Here is an 18,343-nt window from a genome sequence, read left to right as displayed (position 1 = left end):
GGCTCAGAGTCCGAGCGCCGCGCGCAGCGCCTTGACGTCGGCACGGACCGCGGCCAGCCGCGCAGCTGCCTGGGAGTCCGGGATCCTGTTCTGCGACAACCCGCCGATGGAGACCACCTTGTGGCCGGGCTCCAGGAGGCGCGCCGTGACCTCGTACGCCGTACGCAACAGGGCACCCTCGGGACCGGCCTGCACCGCACGCAGGGCACCCACCATGGGTGCGGGGAAGTGCCACTGCTGCAACGCCTCCGCGGTCACCTGCGGCGTGCTGATGCCGTAACGGCAGGTCTCGGCGATGAAGCGCTCCTGGCCGAGGCTCGTCGTGGCCACGAGCTGGTCGTACCCCTCGACGTCGTTGTGGTGCAGCAGCGCCGCGCCCAGCTGGGCCAGCAGGCCCAGGCACATCGCGTCGGCGGTGGTCTCCTGGAACGCCGGCCCCAGTGATCCCGCGGCGGCCGCCAGGTGGATCGAGGTGTCCCAGAACCCGGCGGGCAGCACCTCTGCCCTGTCGATGCCGGAGAGCGAGACGGTCGCAATCGCCCTCACGGTGTTGAACCCCACGACGGTGACCGCGAAGGGCAGACCGGTGACCTTCCCCGACAACCCGAAGTAGGCAGAGTTGGCCAGCTTCATCACCTTGGCGGCCAACGCGACGTCGGCGCCGAGGATGGCTGCCAGCTCCGTCGCCCCCGTGTTGTCGTTGTTGCTGGTGGCCACGATCTGTGCCGCCACCGGGCGCTGGGACGCCATCTGGTCCAGGCCGGTCAGCAGGGCGTCGACGTCGACGCCGGCCGTGTTCACGGCACGCTCGCGAACGCGGCGGGGTAGCCGGCCCGGCACCAGTCGACGAAGTCCGGGCTCTTCAGGGGACGGCTGATGCCGTAGCCCTGGAGCAGCGAGCAGCCCATCTCCTCCAGCATCTGCATCTGGGACGTGGTCTCCACCCCTTCCGCGACCACACCGAGCTCGAGGCTGTGCGCCAGGCTGATGACGGCCTGGGCGACGGCGATGTGGCCGTCCTGGAGCTCGGCCACGAAGGAGCGGTCCACCTTGAGGTAGTGGACGGGCAGGCGGCGGAGGTAGGCGAGCGAGGAGTACCCGGTGCCGAAGTCATCGATGGCGACGCGCACCCCGTGGTCGCGCAGCTGACCGAGGATCATCGAGGCGGTGTCGGGATCCTTCATCAGCGCCGACTCGGTGATCTCCAGGCAGATCTGCCCGGGCTGCAGCCCGAACCGTCGAAGAGTCCGCTTCACCGTCTGCACCAGCGTGGGATCGTTCATGTGGAGTGCCGACAGGTTGACGTTGACGTGCGGTGGTGCGAGCGGCCCGAGAAGGTGCTGCCACTCGGCCATGGCGGCGCAGGCGAGGTCGAGGACCACCTCGCCCAGCTCCCGCACCATCCCGTGCTCCTCGGCGAGCCTGACGAACGTCTCGGCCGGGACCGGGCCACGGTCCGGGTGGTGCCACCGCGCGAGCGCCTCGACCGACACCAGCTGGGGGCTCTCGCCGCCGTAGCTCATGATCGGCTGGTAGTTCAGGGTGATCTGGCCCGCGCCGAGGGCCCGGCGGAGGTCGGAGACCAGGGCGAGGGTGTCCTGGGCAGCGCTGCGAGCGTCCTCGTCCAGCACCATGAGTCGTCCCTTTCCGCTGGACTTGGCCTGGTACATCGCGATGTCGCAGTCGCGGATCAGGTCGTCGGCGGAGTGGTGGTCAGGCCCGCGCAGCACCACGCCGATCGAGGCCCTGGGGCGGATCTCGACACCGTCGAGCACCACCGGGTCGGACAGCACCCGCAGGATCCGGTCGGCGACCTCGAGTGCCGCATCCAACGACCCGGTGCCGCACACCACCACGAACTCGTCGCCTCCGAAACGTGCCACGAGGTCTCCGGGGCGCACCGCTCCGGTGAGGCGGTGCGCGACCTCCACCAGCAGTGCGTCGCCGGCCTTGTGCCCGAGGCTGTCGTTGACGAACTTGAAGTTGTCCAGGTCGAGGAACATGCAGGTCAGGTCGGCGTCGGGCTCCTTCATCGCCTCGGTGATGTGGTCCCACAACCGGGCGCGACGCGGCAGGCCGGTCAGGGAGTCGTGGGTGGCCTGGTGGTTGAGCTGCTCCTCGAAGGCCCGCCGCTCGGTGACGTCCTCCAGGGTGGCCACGAACCCGTCACCCAGTCCCGGGGTGTGGAGGGGAGTGAACCGGACGTCGGTGTGGCGTACGCGGCGGTGGCTGTCGACGAAACGGGCCTGCATCTCGCGTTCCTGTCCGGACAGGACGGCCACGACGGTGTCGGTGATCAGCTCCAGGTCCTCGCAGTGTGCGTACGACATCCAGCCGGTACCGATCAGCTTGTCCGCGGGGACGCCGAGGAGCGCACAGAGGGCGTCGTTGACGTGGCCCAGGCGCATCCCCTGCTCCGACATCATCGTGGGCACGGGGGACCGCTCCGCCAGCACCTTGAACCGCCGCTCGTGGGCGTCGGCCGAGGCGCGCAGGGCGAGCTCCAGGTCGGTCTGGGCCGGCTGGATCTGCAGCGTCCACAGGTTGCCGTCCGGGGCGGGTACGGCGCTCATCCGGCAGGCCACGGCCTCGCCGACCGCTGTCCGCACCGTCACGGACGTCGTGGTGGGTCGCTCGCGTCGGTACAGCGTCGTGACCGACTCCCCGTCAGGCGTGGTCACGAACGCGGACAGCGGCTCGCCGTCCAGGTCGGAGCGGGCCAGGCCGAGCAACACGGTGGTCCCGAGGTTGCTCCACCTGATGATCGGCTCCGGGTTCTCCTCGTCGAGCTCGGTGACCATCAGCGCGACATCGGGGTCCGCGGCAGCGGCGTGCAGTACAGCAGCCACGACGTCGCGGGGTCGCCGACGACCCGCGCCGCTTTCAGCGGCACGGCCTGACGACGAGTTGAGGGTCATGCCGTCCTCGCTCCGGTGGATCCTGTGCGGGGCCGCCGGATCGGTGACCCGCCGAGGGGGGGTCGCCCCACGCATGGACCTCCCATCGGCGCTCATCGCGCGGACCTGAGCAGCACCGCGTGCCTCTCGTTGGTCGAGGAGGTTGCGCAGCAACCGTCTCGAGACCACCGGACCGGCAGCCGATCACGCGGTCATCCACAGCCCGGTGCAGACGCAGTTGCTCGTCGGCCGGGCGCGGGCGACCGTTCATTCATGCCATGGACCTACATCGTGCGGTGCTCCGACGGCTCGTTCTACGTCGGCAGCACCGGGAACCTCGAGCGGCGCATCTCCGAACACAACGCGGGGCTGGGTGCTGCCTACACGCGCCGTCGCCGTCCTGTGGAGCTCGTGTGGGCGGGTGACTTCCAACGCACCACGGACGCGTACCTGTTCGAGAAGCAGGTCCAGGGCTGGGGGAGGGCCAAGCGGATCGCGCTCATCGAAGGCCGGTTCACCGACCTGCCGGGACTGGGCAGTCGTGGGTACGCCGGAACGGCCGCGCGACTGCGAGCCCAAGAGGAAGCCCGAGTCGACCGTTGGTCGCCGGAGGTCGCAGAGGGTGAGGGGCTCGAGACGGGCCGTGAGACCAGCGGTGGCTGACCCGTTGGTCAAGGAGCTGCGCAGCAACCGTCTCGAGACCCCTGGCGGCGCGTGGCAAGGTGATGCGCGTGGATGACAGTGGTCGAGAGGACGAAGGAGTGGCGGACATTCCAGTCGTGCGCCTTCATGACCTGACCAAGGATGAATTCGCACGCTGGTCGTCCGCCCACGGATACGCGGAATTGGCGCAGCTCTTGCTGTTCCGTTGGGACCCCGACGGCGTCGCCAACGACTACCCGATCAGTGCGCTGGACTATCACTCAGAGGCCCAATCCATCGTGCTTGGCCTCTGGATGGGTGACGACCGTGAAGTGTTCGCGCGCCGCCTGAGAAACAACAACCGATTTGCGCCGGGCTCATTCCTCACCGATGAGTCAATCGAGGAATTGTGGGGGCATCTCACCCGCTGGCTGCCCCTGTCGATCTTCCGCTGGTGGCACGAGTTCATGGTGGAAGGTCTGCGTGCTCTTCCGTTCCACTGCCACCTGATCAAGTACGACCCGGACCGCTCGGTCAACGGTCACTACGACGATGGTTCCTGGACTGCGATCAGTGATGTCGGTCGAGAGTTCGACGGCATCGTCTTCACCATGGATGACTACCTCGCCACCGAAAGGGCGCATCTCGATTCCCTACGCGCCATGGCGGTCGAATCTGGGGCGACCCGATTTCGAGTCGAGTCCGACCGCAGTTCGACGATCGGACTTGACGAGTTGCTCGACCAGGTCCGTGCAGCGCTGCGCGAGGAGCAAGGATCTGGATACTGGTGGAGCTCTGAGGATCTGGATTTCTACGTCAACGTCGGCTACGACTACCACGTGTACGTGGGCAGTCGCGTCGATTGCGTTGAGGGCCTGCAGGTTGCATCGGGAGCAGGACTCCATCCGCGCCTGGGTGATGGCCCGAGCCCGTACCTGACTACTGAGGTCGCAGCTCGGCCGTCGCTGCGGGCCTCCTAGGCTGGCGCAGGCGACGACAGGTCGCTCGTTGATCCAGTGGCCTCGAGACGGTTGCTGTGCAACCTCCTCGACCAGCGTGACCGGGTCTCGAGACGGTTGCTGCGCAACCTCCTCGACCAGCGTGACCGGGTCTCGAGACGGTTGCTGCGCAACCTCCTCGACCGGCGAGGTCACCCGATTTCGCGCGCAACGGGTGGAGCGCAGGCCCGGTCCCTCCTAGGCTGGGGGCATGAGCCAGCCGCCGTACGGAGTCCCGCCCCAGCACGGAGCCCCGCAGGGCCACCCCGGCCAGCCCCAACCGCCCGCCTACGGGCAGCCCGGCCAGGCGGCCCCGCCGCCGGCGTACCTCGGTGGTGGAGCGCCTGCCGGCCCACCGCAGTTCCAGGGCGGCCCGCCGGCGTACGGCGGTGCACCGCAACAGGGCGGTGGCCTCCGCGGCCTCGCGCCGGCGAGCAAGCCGCGCCGCATCGGACTGATCATGGGGCTGCTCACGGCGCTCGCCCTGATCGGGTTCGTCGTGCTGGTCGCGCTCATCACGCTCAACAACTGAGTGCGCTCGTTCGCCTGCCGGCTCTGCCAGAGCCCGTTGTTCTTCGAGAACTCCGTCTGCGTCTCGTGCGGTACGGCGCTGGGCTTCTCGCGCGCCGAGCGCGACATCGTCCCCGTCGATGACGCTGGCGAGTACGTCGACGAGGCCGGTCTCGTGTGGCACGTGTGCCGCAACCTGAACCTGTCCGGCTGCACCTGGCTGGCCCCCCTGGAGGGCGGCCAGTGCTCGGCCTGCGACCTGACCCGCACCCGACCCTCGGAGACCGACCTCGAGGGTACGGCGCAGTTCCCCGAGGCCGAGGCGGCCAAGCGGCACCTCGTCGTCGAGCTCGACGTCCTCGGGTTCGACATCAACGGACTCGTCTTCGACATGCTCTCGAGCAGTGACGTCGCCGGTGAGGACGTCGTCATCGGCCACGAGAACGGGGTCATCACGATCGACCTCGCCGAGACCGACGACGCCCGGCGCGAGCGGATCCGCCAACAGCTCGACGAGCCGTACCGCACCCTGCTCGGCCACCTGCGCCACGAGGTCGGCCACTACGTCGAGTCGCAGCTCGTGACGCCCGACCGCCCGGAGCGGCTCGCCCGCTGCCGCGAGCTCTTCGGCGACGAGACCCTCGACTACCAGGCGGAGATCGACCGCCACTACGCCGAGGGACCGCCGCCCGACTGGGCGACGTCGTACATCACGACCTACGCGACGATGCACCCCTTCGAGGACTTCGCGGAGACCTTCGCGCACTACCTGCACATCAGTGACACCTGTGACACGGCGGCCGCCTACGGCCTGGTGTCCGTCGACAGCGCGGGCGACGACCGTTTCCGTGACCTCGTCCGGACGGTCTGGATCCCGCTCTCCGTGGCGCTCAACCAGATCAACCGGTCGATGGGCAAGGACGACCTCTACCCGTTCGTCATTCCTGCGCCGGTCCTCGACAAGCTCGACTTCGTCGCGGGGCTGGCGGGCACGCGATGAGGCGACCGGGTCGCCGTACCGCTGTGGTCGCGATCGTGGCCGCACTCCTGCTCGCCGTGGCGGCGTCCTGCGTGCTGCTGCTGAGGGGTGAGGGTGCCGAGGACGTGGCCGAGGACTACCTCGACGCCGTGTGGTCGGGGGACTGGGAGACCCAGTGCGAGCTGGCGTCGGAGCAGTGGCGGCCCGTCATCTTCGAGGGGTACCCGTTCGGCACCTGCGAGCAGTACCGCCAGGCGTCCGAGAAGGCCGAGGACGCCGACGCGGGGGACGGCGTCGTCACGGTCGACGCCGACAAGTTCACGATCACGGTCGTCGAGCTGAGCGAGGGCGACGGTCGGGCGCGGGTGTCGTACCTCGTCGAGTACGAGGGTGCGGACAGTGAGGACACGGGCCTGGAGCGCGGCACGATCGAGCTCGTGGAGGTCGACGGGAACTGGCGCGTCGCGGGTGTCGCTGTCGGATAGTCGGGCGAAACCCGGTGCGCCCGACGAGTTGGTCGTCACGCGCAGGCTTGAGAACCCCTGCACCGTGGCATGATGCGGGCGAGTTCGAGCGGAAGAACCGCTTGTTTGCGAGGAGAAGCCGATGTCTGACCCCAACCAGCCCACGACCCCTCCCGGGTGGTACCCCGACGGCCAGGGCGGCCAGCGTTGGTGGGACGGCACGCAGTGGACCGAGCACACGCAGCCCGCGCAGGGTGCCGCCCCCGAGGCGCCGCAGACCCCGCAGGCGCCGAACCTCCCGGGTGACCAGGCCACCGTCGTCGCGCCCAACCGCGCCGCCGACTTCAACCAGGGCGGTGCGCAGCAGGGCTACGGCCAGCAGGGCGGCCAGCCGGGCGGCCAGCCCGCCCAGGGCGGTCAGCCGCAGCAGTACGGCGCTCCCGCCGGCCAGCAGGGCTACGGCCAGCCCGCCGGCCAGCAGGTGTACGGCCAGCCCGCCGGCCAGCAGGTGTACGGCGCCCCCGCCGGCCAGCAGGGCTACGGCCAGCAGTTCGGCCAGCCCAGCTACGGCGGCTCGGGCGGCTCGGGCGGCAAGGGCAAGGGCAAGCTGTTCGCGATCATCGGCGGCGCCGTTGCTGCGCTGCTGTTCGCGATCATCCTCGTCGTGGTCCTGATCAAGGTCCTCGGCGGCGGCGGCCCCGACGGCGTCGCGAAGGAGTACCTCGAGGCGCAGAACTTCGCCGACCCCAACTTCGAGGCGCAGTGCGAACTGCTCACCGAGGACAGCCAGGACGACCTGCTCGACGGCAGCGACTCGGACGACTGTGGCGAGTATGCCGAGAAGTCGCAGGACGACTTCGACGACAACCTCGACGAGAACCTCTCCAGCGACGACGACTGCGACGTGACCTTCGACGACGTGCGTGGCGACATCGCCTACGACGTGGAGATCAAGGACGTCAACGAGAAGGGCGACGACGAGGCCCTCGTCGACTACACGATCAAGTCGGAGTTCACCGGTGACGAGGACGACGTCAAGGACTGTGGCGGCGACGACGAGGCGGACAACACCTATGACTCCACGTTGAAGCTCGTCAAGGAGGACGGCGACTGGAAGGTCGACGGGTCCTACTTCCCCAACGGCGACGAGTGATCTCGCCCGCGTGAGATTCACTTCCGCAGTACTGCTGGTCCTCGTTGCCACCGTGGTGGCGCCGTTCGTGATCGCCACCGCGTGGCTGAACGCGAAGGTCGAGGACCAGCAGGAGTACGTCGCCACGGTGGCGCCGCTCGCGAACGACCCCGACGTGCGGCGCGTGATGGCCGATGCTGCTGCTGCCGGTGCCGTCGCGGCGCTCCAGAAGCACGTGCCGGTGGGGCTTCCGGACGCGGTGACGCAGTGGGCGCGTACGGCGTCGACCGAGGTCGTCGAGAGCCCGGACTTCCCGGAGTTCTGGCGCAAGGCCAACGACGACCTGCACCGCGACGTGATGACGTTGCTCGAGGACCCGGACGCCTCGCCGGACGGCAACCTCACCGTCGACGCGGCGCCGCTGATGGCGCAGGTGCTGCTGATGCTCGAGGACCGGGGCATCCCGGTCGCCGCGCTTCCCGTGATCCCGCTGGAAGTGGCGGTCGCGCCGCGTTCCCGCGTGGTCGAGGCGGGTCCGGCGTACCGCAGCGCCGACCGGGTGGCCGGCTGGCTGCCGTTCGTCTGGGCCGGGCTCGTCGGTCTTGCGATCCTGGTGGCGGCAGGGTGGCGCGGGCGCGTGCGGATCGCGGGGCTGGCCCTGCTCGGTGTCGCCGCGGCCGCTGCGTTGGTGCGACTGGCGACCGATCCGATCGGGGAGTTCATCGCCGACCGGACCGACTCGGGGCAACAGGAGATGGCCCGGATCATGGTCGACACCATGACGGGCTCCCTGTCGCCGTACGCGAAGGGGTTCTTGCTGGGCCTGCCGCTGGGCCTGGTCCTGATCGGGCTCTCCCTGCTGCCCCGACGACGGCACGATTCGCCCTCATGGGATCCACAAGAAGTCGACCCGGTCTAGTCGTTCAAGCACTACGCTCAACGCGTGAGCAACCAGTTCCCTGGCCCCGGGCAACCTGGCGAGCAGCCGCCGACCCAGATGGCACCGCAGAGCGGCGGTCCGCAGCCGCCCCCGCCGCCGTACGGTGCGCCGGGCGGCCCGCCGCAGCCCGGTTACCCGCAGCAGGGCGGTTACCCGCCCCAGCAGGGCGGTTACCCGCCGCAGCAGGGCTACCCCCAGCAGGGCGGTTATCCGCCCCAGCAGGGTGCGCCCGGTGGGGGATTCCCCGGTGGCCCCGGATTCCCCGGTGCGCCCGGTGGGTACGGCGCCCCGCCGCCGAGCGGCGGCGGCAAGAAGGGCCTGATCATCGGCATCATCGCGGGCGTGCTGGCGCTCGTGGTCGCCGGTGCCGTGGTGCTGATCCTGGTTCTCGGCGGCGATGACGACGGCGACGACAACGACTCGGCGCGGGACAGGGACTCCTCGGAGTCCACCTCGCCCTCGGACGAGTCGTCCGAGTCCGAGTCGGAGTCCACCCCGACCGAGGAGACCAGCGAGACGTCGGGCTTCGGCGACTCGCCGGACGAGGACCCCACGATCATCGCGCGCGCCTTCCTGGACTCGCTGCTCGAGGGTGACTGCCTCGCCGTCGAGGGGCTGACCACGCCGACGTACTTCTCCAGCGAGTTCACCGACCAGGCCGGCTGCGAAGCCAGCTCGGGGGACCTCGAGATGTCGAACGCGGAGTACACCTTCGACGACCCGACGACCTTCGGCTCGGTCTCCACGGTGACCGGTGACGTCTACGCGCCGAACACCGGCAAGACCCTCGACTCCACCTGGATCCTCGACGGCACGTCGGGGTCCTGGCTGGTCAGCGGCTACACGTACGTCGAGAAGTAACCGGGCAGGACCCGCAGGTCCCGCTCCGCATGCGCGGGGCGGGTATCGTGGCGGGCAGTGTGGTTCGGGTCACAGTCACGCCATCCCTGTGACAGGTTCGAACCCACTGACTGACCGGACCAGTGCCGCCGGAGACCCCGGAGGCAACGGACGTTAGGAGTGGGACCCCGATGATCGAACCCGCGCTGGCTGACCCCGTCTTCGGACCGGCCCCCGAACAGACGGCCGATGACCCCGAGCTGGTGCAGCTCCTCACGCCGGAGGGGGAGCGGGTCCACCACCCGGCGTTCGACCTCGACTTCTCGCCCGACCAGCTGCGCGGCTTCTACCGCGACATGACGCTGGTCCGGCGCGTGGACATCGAGGCCACCGCGCTGCAGCGGCACGGCGAGCTCGGCCTGTGGGCGCAGCTGCTGGGCCAGGAGGCTGCGCAGATCGGCGCCGGCCGGGCACTCCGTCCGCAGGACTTCGTGTTCCCGACCTACCGCGAGCACGGCGTCGCCTGGTGTCGCGGCGTCGACCCGGTGCGGCTGCTGTCGCTGTTCCGGGGCGTCGACCAGGGGTCGTGGGATCCCGCCGAGCACAACTTCGGGCTCTACACGATCGTCATCGGCGCGCAGACCCTGCACGCGACCGGCTACGCCATGGGCGTGCAGCGCGACGGCGCGGTCGGGACGGGTGACCCCGAACGGGACACCGCGGTCGTCGCGCACTTCGGCGACGGAGCCTCGTCGCAGGGAGACGTGAACGAGGCGTTCGTGTTCGCGGCGTCGTACAACGCACCGGTGGTGTTCTTCTGCCAGAACAACCAGTGGGCGATCTCCGAGCCCTTCGAGCGCCAGTCGCGGATCCCGCTCTACCGCCGCGCCCACGGCTTCGGTTTCCCCGGCATCCGCGTCGACGGCAACGACGTCCTCGCGACGTACTCCGTCATGCAGACGGCGCTGCAGCGCGCCCGCGACGGCCAGGGCCCGACCTTCGTCGAGGCCTACACGTACCGGATGGGTGCGCACACCACGACCGATGACCCGACCCGGTACCGCCTCAGCGACGACGTCGAGAACTGGAAGCTGAAGGACCCGATCGCCCGCGTGGAGGTCTACCTCCGTCGCAACGGCATGGCCGACGACAACTTCGTCGCCGAGGTCGCTGCCGAGGCCGACGCGCTCGGCGAGCGGATGCGGCGCGAGTGCCACGCACTGCCCGACCCGGACCCGCGCGACATCTTCACGCTCGTCCACTCCGAGCAGACCGCGGAGCTCGCCGCCCAGCAGGCCACCTTCGACGCCCACGTCGCGTCCTTCGACGGCGAGGAGGTGCCGGTATGACCACCATGACCCTCGCCAAGGCGCTCAACAACGGTCTTCGCCGCGCGATGGAGGACGACGAGAAGGTCCTCGTCATGGGTGAGGACGTCGGCACCCTCGGCGGCGTCTTCCGGATCACCGACGGCCTGCAGAAGGACTTCGGGGACGATCGCGTCATCGACACCCCGCTGGCCGAGTCCGGCATCGTCGGTACGGCGGTCGGGCTCGCCATGCGTGGCTACCGCCCGGTCGTGGAGATCCAGTTCGACGGCTTCGTCTACCCCGCCTACGACCAGATCGTGTGCCAGGTCGCGAAGCTGCACTACCGCAGCGGCGGTCGGATCAAGATGCCGATGGTGATCCGGATCCCGTTCGGCGGCGGCATCGGTGCCGTCGAGCACCACAGCGAGTCGCCCGAGGCGCAGTTCGTGCACACGCCCGGCCTCAAGGTGGTCGCGTGCTCCAACCCCGCCGATGCCTACGGCATGATCCAGCAGGCCATCCGGTCCGACGACCCGGTGATCTTCCTCGAGCCGAAGCGGCTCTACTACTCCGTGAAGGGTGAGGTCGACGAGACCGCCGTGCCGGCGCCGCTGTGGCAGTCGCGGGTGGTCCGCCCGGGCACCGACGCCACCCTCGTTGCCTACGGTCCGACCGTGTCGACCTGCCTGGACGCCGCGACGGTCGCCGCCGAGGAGGGCAGGTCGATCGAGGTGATCGACCTGCGCACGCTGTCCCCGCTCGACCTGGTTCCCGTCCTGGAGTCCGTACGACGCACGGGCCGGCTGGTCGTCGTCCACGAGGCCCACATGACCCTCGGCATGGGTGCGGAGATCGCCGCCCGCGTGACCGAGGAGTGCTTCCACTCCCTCGAGTCGCCCGTGCTGCGCGTCGGTGGCTACGACACTCCCTATCCGCCGGCCCGCATCGAGGAGTCCTACCTCCCCGACCTGGACCGCGTGCTCGATGCCGTCGACCGGACCTTCGGGTTCTGAGGAGATTCCGCGATGACTGGTGTGAATGAGTTCAAGCTCCCTGATGTCGGCGAGGGCCTCACCGAGGCCGACATCGTGGCGTGGCGGGTCAAGGAGGGCGACACGGTCGCCATCAACGACGTGATCGTCGAGATCGAGACGGCCAAGTCGATCGTCGAGCTGCCTTCGCCGTACGCCGGCGAGGTACTGGCCCTGCTGGTGGCCGAAGGGCAGACCGTCGAGGTCGGTACGCCGATCATCCGGATCGGCGAGAAGGGCGCGGTGGCGCCGGGTCCGGTGCAGCCGGCCACCCCGGAGCCGGCCGTTGCTGACGCCCGCGGGACCGAGGTCATCGACACGAACATCCCGCCCACGGGCAACGCGACCCTGGTGGGCTACGGCCCCAGGCAGCGCGCGCTCAAGCGCCGCACGCGGAAGGGTGACGCAGAGCCGGTGGTTGAGGTGCGAGCGCCAGCGAGCCTCGAAACCTCCGCGGCACCAGCTCCCCCCGCCGCTCCCGGCGCAGCCCGCGCCCTCGCCAAGCCCCTCGTCCGGCGCCTGGCCCGCGACCTCGGCATCGACCTGACCGCGCTGGTCCCCACCGGGCCGAAGGGCACGGTCAGCAAGGACGACGTGCTCGCCGCGGCGGGTGGCCCGATGGTTGAGGTGCGAGGAGCGCAAGCGACGAGCCTCGAAACCTCCGGCGAGCGCGAGACGCGCGAGCCGATCAAGGGTGTCCGCAAGCAGATGGCGAACGCCATGGTTGCGTCGGCATACACCGCGCCCCACGTCACCGAGTGGATCACCATCGACGCTACCGCGACGGTGGAGCTCGTGGCCCGGTTGAAGGACCGGCGCGAGTTCCAGGGCATCAAGGTCAGTCCGCTGCTCGTGGTGGCGCGGGCGTGCGTGCTCGCCCTTCGTCGTACGCCGTTGGTGAACTCCACGTGGGACGAAGCGGCCCAGGAGGTGGTGATCAAGCACTACGTCAACCTCGGCATCGCCGCCGCGACTCCCCGCGGGCTGGTCGTCCCGAACGTCAAGGACGCCCACGCGCTGTCGCTGGTCGACCTCGCGCGGGAGCTCGAGGCGCTGACCGCCACCGCGCGTGAGGGCCGCACCCAGCCGGCCGAGATGGCCGGCGGGACCTTCAGCATCACCAACGTCGGGGTGTTCGGGATCGACGGCGGTACGCCGATCATCAACCCGGGCGAGTCCGCGATCCTCTGCCTCGGCGCGATCAAGCCGCAGCCCTGGGTCGTGGGCGACCAGGTCGTTCCGCGCCAGGTGATGACCCTCGCGCTGTCCTTCGACCACCGTCATGTCGACGGCGCCACCGGCTCGCAGTTCCTTGCCGACGTCGCCGGCATCGTCAGCGATCCCGCGACGGCGCTGCTGTTCTGATCGACGCCGCGCAGGATCAGGGATGGTCGATCGCGACGACGTCCACGATCCCGGCGAGCCCGGTGAAGTCATCCGGGTTGGTGGTGAAGAGCGGTAGTCGATGCGTCGCCGCAACCGCGGCAATCATCAGGTGGGCGACCCGCCGTCGTGGGGTTCGGCCAGCATCGAGGACAGCCGCACTGATGCGACCGAATGCGCGGGCGGCTGCGTCGTCGAAGGGCAACGAGTCGAACTCGTGCTCGACCTGTTGCAGCACGGTGAGGCGGCGGGCGCGCTCGGATCGAGCGTCGGCGTCGTCGCCAGAGACGAGGTGGACCCCGGCTGACAGCTCGGCCAGGGTGATCGCGCAGATCGCCATCTCGCGGGGGAGCTGAGCCGGCTCGATCCGCGACCGCAGGATCAGGACGTTGGTGTCGAGCAGGCCGCGTTCGTGATCAGCGGGCATACGGGTCGGTCAACGTTGTCTCGAACGCCTTGTCCTGGTCCGCGCGGAACGCGTCGAGGTCGATGTCGACGCTGAGGGCCGACCCAGAGACGAAGTCCGCGCGTGCGACGAACCTGCGGCGGGCACGGAGCGGGACGAGCTCGCCGATGCCCCGACCGTCGCGGGTCACCGTGAACGTCTGGCCACCTTCGACGGCGTCCATGATCTCGCGGGACCGCAGGCGCAGGTCGCGCTGGCTGACCTCGGGCTGGGGTTCGGAGGAGCTCACGTGTCGACGGTAGCACCGTGTAGCACACCGTGCCATCACGCGATCCAGGCTGGGGATGACCGTTCGCGTATCTCGCCGACTGCGGGGTAGAAACGAGGACGTGTCCCTCCCGTCCCACCATCGCGCCCTGCCCCCGGGCGAGCTGATCGGTCCGTACCGGATCGTGCGCGAGCTCGGCGCCGGCGGGATGGGCACGGTCTACGAAGCGGTGGACACGGCGTTGCACCGCAACGTCGCACTGAAGGTGATCACCAGCGTGCTCGCCGGCGACCCCGGCTTCCGTGCGCGGTTCGTCCGCGAGGCGCAGGCCCAGGCGTCGCTCGACTCGCCGCACGTGGTGCAGGTCTTCGCGCACGGCCAGGTCGCCGGCCGCCTCTACATCGCCAGCCAGCTGATCCCCGACGGTGACCTCGGCGCGACGTTGCGGCGTCACGGTCCGCCGCCACTCGCAGTCGCCGTCGAGCTGATCGCGCAGGTGGCGGACGGTCTCGCCGAGGCGCACCGGGTGGGCCTCGTGCACCGCGACATCAAGCCCGCGAACGTGCTGCTCCGCAACCGCGGCACCGACACCGTCGCCTACCTCGCCGACTTCGGGATCTCGCGCCAGATCGGAGCCGACCGCAGCACGACGGGCGGCGTCGTCGCCGGCACCCCGAGCTACATGGCGCCGGAGCTGCACCAGGGCCGGCCGGCCGGGCCGGCGAGCGACGTCTACTCGCTCGGCTGCCTGCTCTGGGCGACGCTGACCGGCCGGGCGCCGTACCTCGGCACGACGGACCACCAGGTCGTCGAGGCCCACCTCGGGGCGCCGATCCCGCAGGCGACCGGGCGCACTGCGTTCGACCGCGAGCTCAACCGCGTCCTGCGCACCGCCCTCGCCAAGAACCCGCACGAGCGCCACCCGTCGGCGGCCGCGTTCCGCGACGACCTCCGGTCCCTCCCCGGTACGACGCCCGTTCGGCCTCGCAGGTCAGCCGCTGTGGTGGCTGCGACCGTCGGGGGCATCGCCGCGCTCGTCGTGCTGATCGCGCTGGCGGCGGTCCTGATCGGTCGCGGTGGCGACGGCACCTCGTCCCCGGGACCGACCGCGTCCCGCGAGGAGACCGCGATCGCCAACATCGCCCGGACCCTCGAGGACGAGAGTGACCTCGATGCCCGCGACGCCGACTGCACCGCCCGCGAGCTGGTCGACGAGCACGGCGTGGACGGCCTCCAGGAGCAGGGCCTGATCGACGAGGACCTGATGCTCGTCGAGGACGGCAACGGCCAGGTGGAGCCGCGCATCCTGGCCGACATCTTCACCTCGACCTTCTCCTGCCTCTGGCAGGAGTCCACGCAGTAGCGCGGGGCTCAGCCGTCGGCGAGGCGGACCAGGCCGATGAGGGTGGCGACGTACAGCGTGCCGTCCGGGCCCAGGTAGATGGATGCGTAGTGGTTGTTCCACTGGATGCCGGTGCCGGTCAGGCGCGACCAGGCGGTCTTGCCCGTGCGGATGTCGATCGCGGTGACGTACCAGGCGTCGAGCAGCGTGCCGGGCGGCTTGGAGTAGACGTAGACCAGGCCGTTGCCCAGGGAGGCCTTGGGGACGGAGGTGGGCGCCGACGTCGGGTTGGTCCAGGCGACGTGGCAGCCGTCGTCCTCGATCATCACCCGCGAGACACCGGGGGTCGTGGTCTTGCCGAGCAGTGTGGACTGCACGCCGGCGTACCCGTAGTTGTTCTCGATGATGAGCGAATTCCCTGCTGCGACGAGGCTGTTCTCGGTCGTGCTGGCGCCGTCCGCGAGCACGGGCACCGAGCAGTGCAGGCGGTCGGTCACGCCGACGCGCCGGTCGTAGACCAGCACGTGGCTCTGCGGGTCGGCGTTGTCGGCCACCGCGATCCAGCGCTCGCCGATCAGGGTGGGGGAGGTCCCGGATCCCTGCGAGAGCATGCCGGGCTTCTTGACGCTCCCGCGGTCGTACGGGATCGCCCACGTCACGTGGGGCACTCCATCGCTGTCCGCATCGGCGCGGTAGGTCTGGTGCGTCGTGACGAAGTAGACGCCGCCGGTCTCGTCGGTCGACACGGAGTTGAAGATGCCCTCGCCGAGGGCCATGGCGTGCACGGCGCCGGACTCGCGGTCGAGGGTCCCGACGACACCCTGCTGGCTGAACCACCAGACCCGGCCCGACCAGTCGACGCCGGTGGCGACCAGGCAGTCGCCGGCGGGGAGGTGTCCGGCCAGCGGCCACTCGCGACCCTTCACGAGTCCGCCGGCGGCGGTGACGGTGACCTCGGCGATCGAGGACCGGGTCGTCGTGGCGTACGCCCGGTCCTGGCCGTCGAGGAAGAAGTACGTGCCACCGCAGATGTCGGTCAGCGGGTTCGCGCCGCTGGTGAAGTCGCGCTGCGAGACCTGCAGCTGCGAGATCGCCCGCAGGGTGACCGGGTCGATCACCATCATCGTGAAGCCCTCGAGACCGCCGCACAGCCCGACGATCCGGTCGTGGGAGTCGAAGGCGATCGTGGCGCACTCGCGGACGCCGTACGACGCCGAACGCAGGGTGAGGGAGCGGCCGGTCGGGCCCGACACGGCGTACGCGTCGGTGCTGTAGGCGTCGTTGTGCATGCTGCTGCGCCCGTTGGGCGCGAGGTACGGGTTCTGGGGTACGACGGGCGCGCTGATCGGTTGCGGGGTGACTGCAGCGCCGGTGAATCGCGGCACCAGCAGGTCGGTCGGCAGTGACGGGATCGGCAGCCCGGGGATCGTGGGCAGTGCCGGCAACCCGGGCAGCAGGCCCGACAGTCCGGGCAGCGCCGGCGTCGTGTCGTCAGCGGTCGCCGGCGAGCCGGCCAGGGTCAGGGCGAGGACGGTGGCGGCCCCCGAGGCCAGCACGGAGCGGAGCTTGCGCATCCCGTGAGAGTAGAACGTGTTCCACTTCTGCGGAAGGGTTTGCGGGAAGGGTCAGCGCGTCGGTGTCTGCTCGCCGAGCAGCCAGTCCTCGAAGAACGACGTGAGCTCCTCGCCCGTCTTCTCCTCGATCCAGGCCCAGTACTCCTCGCGGTCAGCGTTGCCGTTCTCCTGGGAGGCCGGCCATTCGCGCAGTACCTCGAAGAACAGCTTGTCGCCGATCTTCTCGCGCAGCTCCTGCCACATCAGCGCCGGTCCGTAGTAGATGTTGCCGTCGCCGAACTTGTCGGCGTCGTAGTTCGCGGGCGGTCCCGCCGAGTCGCGCAGATCGGTCTCGAAGGCGGCCCACTCGTCCATCTTCTGCGCGACGCTCCGGCCCTCCTGCTCGGCCTCCCACATGCCCTGCAGGTACATCGCCATGCCCTCGTTCATCCACACCTCCGACCAGTCGGCGGGGGACACCGTGTCGCCGTACCAGTGGTGCGCGGCCTCGTGCACGACCACTGCCGGAGACAGGCTGTAGGACGTGCTCCCGAGGGTGATCATGGTCTGGGTCTCCATGCCGCTCTCGTTGTCCACCACCACGATGCCGAAGGTGTCGAACGGGTAGGGGCCGAGGTACTTCTCGAGCCAGTCGATCGCGTCCGGGGTGGTGGCGAGGCCACCGGGGAGTGCCTTGCCGTCGGGGTCGGTCCAGATCTGGATCGGCACGCCGCTCCTCGACTTCAGGTCGGTGCGCTGGAAGTCCCCGAACGCCACGGTGACGAGGTACGACGACGCGGGCTCCGCGAGGTGCCAGGTGTTGGTCGTGGTGCCGTCGGCCTTGGTCGACGACGTGAGCTCGCCGTTCGCGACGCCCTGCATCGGGTCCGGTGCGGTGAGGCTGAAGTCGTAGAACGCCTTGTCGGCCGGCTGGTCGTTCGCGGCGTACCACGTGAAGGCGCCGTACGGCTCCTGCACGGTCCACGTCTCGTGCTCGTCGGTGATGTTCCAGCCGACTCCGGTCGCGAAGTCGGTCCGCTGGCTGGGGGCCGGCGCTGGGGCCGGGACGCCGGCGTACGCGAGCTCGACCCGATGGCGCTGGTCGGCCTTGATCGGGGCGTCGATGATCAGGTGGTTGCCGTCGACCTGGTGCTCCGCGGCCTTGCCGTCGACGGTCAGCGACGAGATCTGCAGCTGCTCGTTGAAGTCCAGCGGGACCTTCGCGGCGTCCGCAGTGGCGCGGAAGACCAGCGTCTCCTGGCCGGTGAGGGTGTCCGTCTCCGGGTTCCAGTCCAGGTCGAGGTCGTAGCTCAGTGCGTCGACCAGGGGATCGCCCACGTCGGGGTAGACCGAGTCCTCACGGGTCTCGCTCTCGGCCAGGGCCAGGTCGGTGGTGCCTGCCGGGGTCGTGCTGGACGGCGACGGCGACGGCGTCCGGCTCGCCGCGGGCGAGGCGTCGGGTGCGGGCTTCATGCCGGCGTCACCGTTGCAGCCGGCGAGCGCCGCGGTCAGCAGGAGGGCCGAGAGCGCGCTGACCGCGCGCGTGGTGCTGGTCATGGAGGTCCCTTCCCCGATCCGTGCCGCCATCATGCCTGCCGGGTCCATCGGGTTCCCGGCGGACGAGAAAGGTGACAGTTGTTCACGTTTG

Annotated in this window: 18 protein-coding genes; 12 read left to right on the top strand and 6 right to left on the bottom strand. The window is 69.9% G+C overall.

All coding sequences use genetic code 11. The annotated features are described in order from the left end of the window. Window positions 1-3 precede the first annotated feature (3 nt). Both ASD84_RS09485 and ASD84_RS09480 read right to left on the bottom strand, forming a co-directional pair. A complete protein-coding gene (locus tag ASD84_RS09485) occupies window positions 4-801 on the bottom strand; it encodes an HDOD domain-containing protein (RefSeq protein ID WP_156391723.1) in 798 nt (265 codons plus the stop codon). Further along, window positions 798-2,918, bottom strand: coding sequence for a putative bifunctional diguanylate cyclase/phosphodiesterase (locus ASD84_RS09480; protein ID WP_082573251.1), 2,121 nt, complete (start codon window positions 2,916-2,918; stop codon window positions 798-800). Before ASD84_RS09480 ends, ASD84_RS09485 begins: the two co-directional genes overlap by 4 nt. 252 nt (window positions 2,919-3,170) lie before the next feature. On the opposite strand from ASD84_RS09480, the gene ASD84_RS09475 reads away from it, so the two are divergent. The 11 genes from ASD84_RS09475 to ASD84_RS09425 all read left to right on the top strand — a co-directional run bounded on the left by ASD84_RS09475 (window position 3,171) and on the right by ASD84_RS09425 (window position 13,108). Continuing rightward, entirely contained in the window at window positions 3,171-3,560 is a 390-nt protein-coding gene (locus ASD84_RS09475) for a GIY-YIG nuclease family protein (RefSeq protein ID WP_082573250.1), read from the top strand. 68 nt (window positions 3,561-3,628) lie between these two features. Next, complete coding sequence (locus ASD84_RS09470) at window positions 3,629-4,519, top strand: hypothetical protein (RefSeq protein WP_156391721.1); 891 nt, start codon at window positions 3,629-3,631, stop codon at window positions 4,517-4,519. A gap of 229 nt (window positions 4,520-4,748) precedes the next feature. Beyond that, the gene (locus ASD84_RS09465; RefSeq protein ID WP_056709438.1) at window positions 4,749-5,069 is read left to right on the top strand and encodes a hypothetical protein; all 321 of its coding nucleotides are present in this window, start codon (window positions 4,749-4,751) and stop codon (window positions 5,067-5,069) included. Further along, entirely contained in the window at window positions 5,070-6,047 is a 978-nt protein-coding gene (locus ASD84_RS09460; protein WP_056709434.1) for a putative zinc-binding metallopeptidase, read from the top strand. Next, window positions 6,044-6,511 carry a hypothetical protein gene (locus ASD84_RS09455; RefSeq protein ID WP_156391719.1) on the top strand — a complete coding sequence of 156 codons (468 nt, stop codon included), beginning with the start codon at window positions 6,044-6,046 and terminating at the stop codon, window positions 6,509-6,511. The genes ASD84_RS09460 and ASD84_RS09455 overlap by 4 nt, the downstream gene beginning before the upstream one ends. A 121-nt stretch (window positions 6,512-6,632) precedes the next feature. Further along, the gene (locus ASD84_RS25490) at window positions 6,633-7,643 is read left to right on the top strand and encodes a DUF2510 domain-containing protein (RefSeq protein WP_056709430.1); all 1,011 of its coding nucleotides are present in this window, start codon (window positions 6,633-6,635) and stop codon (window positions 7,641-7,643) included. A gap of 10 nt (window positions 7,644-7,653) precedes the next feature. Next, window positions 7,654-8,541: a hypothetical protein gene (locus tag ASD84_RS09445; protein ID WP_056709428.1), complete on the top strand. Its 888-nt coding sequence runs from the start codon at window positions 7,654-7,656 to the stop codon at window positions 8,539-8,541. Window positions 8,542-8,565: 24 nt separating this feature from the next. Then, window positions 8,566-9,423 (top strand): hypothetical protein, encoded by an 858-nt coding sequence (locus ASD84_RS09440; RefSeq protein WP_156391717.1) that lies wholly within the window; start codon window positions 8,566-8,568, stop codon window positions 9,421-9,423. 170 nt (window positions 9,424-9,593) lie between these two features. Next, window positions 9,594-10,751: a pyruvate dehydrogenase (acetyl-transferring) E1 component subunit alpha gene (gene pdhA / locus ASD84_RS09435; RefSeq protein ID WP_056709425.1), complete on the top strand. Its 1,158-nt coding sequence runs from the start codon at window positions 9,594-9,596 to the stop codon at window positions 10,749-10,751. Continuing rightward, entirely contained in the window at window positions 10,748-11,725 is a 978-nt protein-coding gene (locus ASD84_RS09430; protein ID WP_056709423.1) for an alpha-ketoacid dehydrogenase subunit beta, read from the top strand. Before pdhA ends, ASD84_RS09430 begins: the two co-directional genes overlap by 4 nt. A gap of 12 nt (window positions 11,726-11,737) precedes the next feature. Then, window positions 11,738-13,108, top strand: coding sequence for a dihydrolipoamide acetyltransferase family protein (locus ASD84_RS09425; RefSeq protein WP_056709422.1), 1,371 nt, complete (start codon window positions 11,738-11,740; stop codon window positions 13,106-13,108). Window positions 13,109-13,124: 16 nt separating this feature from the next. Here the strand turns inward: ASD84_RS09425 and ASD84_RS09420 are convergent, their stop codons facing one another. Beyond that, window positions 13,125-13,553, bottom strand: coding sequence for a type II toxin-antitoxin system VapC family toxin (locus ASD84_RS09420; protein ID WP_056709420.1), 429 nt, complete (start codon window positions 13,551-13,553; stop codon window positions 13,125-13,127). Next, a complete protein-coding gene (locus ASD84_RS09415; protein WP_235531046.1) occupies window positions 13,543-13,821 on the bottom strand; it encodes a type II toxin-antitoxin system Phd/YefM family antitoxin in 279 nt (92 codons plus the stop codon). Before ASD84_RS09415 ends, ASD84_RS09420 begins: the two co-directional genes overlap by 11 nt. A gap of 100 nt (window positions 13,822-13,921) precedes the next feature. On the opposite strand from ASD84_RS09415, the gene ASD84_RS09410 reads away from it, so the two are divergent. Next, a complete protein-coding gene (locus ASD84_RS09410) occupies window positions 13,922-15,163 on the top strand; it encodes a serine/threonine-protein kinase (protein ID WP_056709416.1) in 1,242 nt (413 codons plus the stop codon). Window positions 15,164-15,171: 8 nt separating this feature from the next. On the opposite strand, the gene ASD84_RS09405 is transcribed toward ASD84_RS09410, so the two are convergent. Together ASD84_RS09405 and ASD84_RS09400 are read right to left on the bottom strand one after the other, a co-directional pair. After that, window positions 15,172-16,716, bottom strand: a complete 1,545-nt coding sequence (locus ASD84_RS09405) for a hypothetical protein (RefSeq protein WP_056709414.1) — start codon at window positions 16,714-16,716, stop codon at window positions 15,172-15,174. 51 nt (window positions 16,717-16,767) lie between these two features. After that, a complete protein-coding gene (locus ASD84_RS09400; protein ID WP_162251513.1) occupies window positions 16,768-18,252 on the bottom strand; it encodes a M1 family metallopeptidase in 1,485 nt (494 codons plus the stop codon). Window positions 18,253-18,343: the final 91 nt, after the last annotated feature.

This window comes from Nocardioides sp. Root682, assembly GCF_001427795.1.
Taxonomy (GTDB): domain Bacteria; phylum Actinomycetota; class Actinomycetes; order Propionibacteriales; family Nocardioidaceae; genus Nocardioides.
This window is presented reverse-complemented; position numbering and strand designations above follow the sequence as displayed.

Excerpts from the sequence above, each read along its gene's own strand:
- ASD84_RS09480 (WP_082573251.1), bottom strand. The coding sequence starts at position 2,918 with ATGACCCTCAACTCGTCGTCAGGCCGTGCCGCTGAAAGCGGCGCGGGT.
- ASD84_RS09475 (WP_082573250.1), top strand. The coding sequence starts at position 3,171 with ATGCCATGGACCTACATCGTGCGGTGCTCCGACGGCTCGTTCTACGTC.
- ASD84_RS09465 (WP_056709438.1), top strand. The coding sequence starts at position 4,749 with ATGAGCCAGCCGCCGTACGGAGTCCCGCCCCAGCACGGAGCCCCGCAG.
- ASD84_RS09455 (WP_156391719.1), top strand. The coding sequence starts at position 6,044 with ATGAGGCGACCGGGTCGCCGTACCGCTGTGGTCGCGATCGTGGCCGCA.
- ASD84_RS25490 (WP_056709430.1), top strand. The coding sequence starts at position 6,633 with ATGTCTGACCCCAACCAGCCCACGACCCCTCCCGGGTGGTACCCCGAC.
- pdhA (WP_056709425.1), top strand. The coding sequence starts at position 9,594 with ATGATCGAACCCGCGCTGGCTGACCCCGTCTTCGGACCGGCCCCCGAA.
- ASD84_RS09430 (WP_056709423.1), top strand. The coding sequence starts at position 10,748 with ATGACCACCATGACCCTCGCCAAGGCGCTCAACAACGGTCTTCGCCGC.
- ASD84_RS09425 (WP_056709422.1), top strand. The coding sequence starts at position 11,738 with ATGACTGGTGTGAATGAGTTCAAGCTCCCTGATGTCGGCGAGGGCCTC.
- ASD84_RS09420 (WP_056709420.1), bottom strand. The coding sequence starts at position 13,553 with ATGCCCGCTGATCACGAACGCGGCCTGCTCGACACCAACGTCCTGATC.
- ASD84_RS09405 (WP_056709414.1), bottom strand. The coding sequence starts at position 16,716 with ATGCGCAAGCTCCGCTCCGTGCTGGCCTCGGGGGCCGCCACCGTCCTC.
- ASD84_RS09400 (WP_162251513.1), bottom strand. The coding sequence starts at position 18,252 with ATGACCAGCACCACGCGCGCGGTCAGCGCGCTCTCGGCCCTCCTGCTG.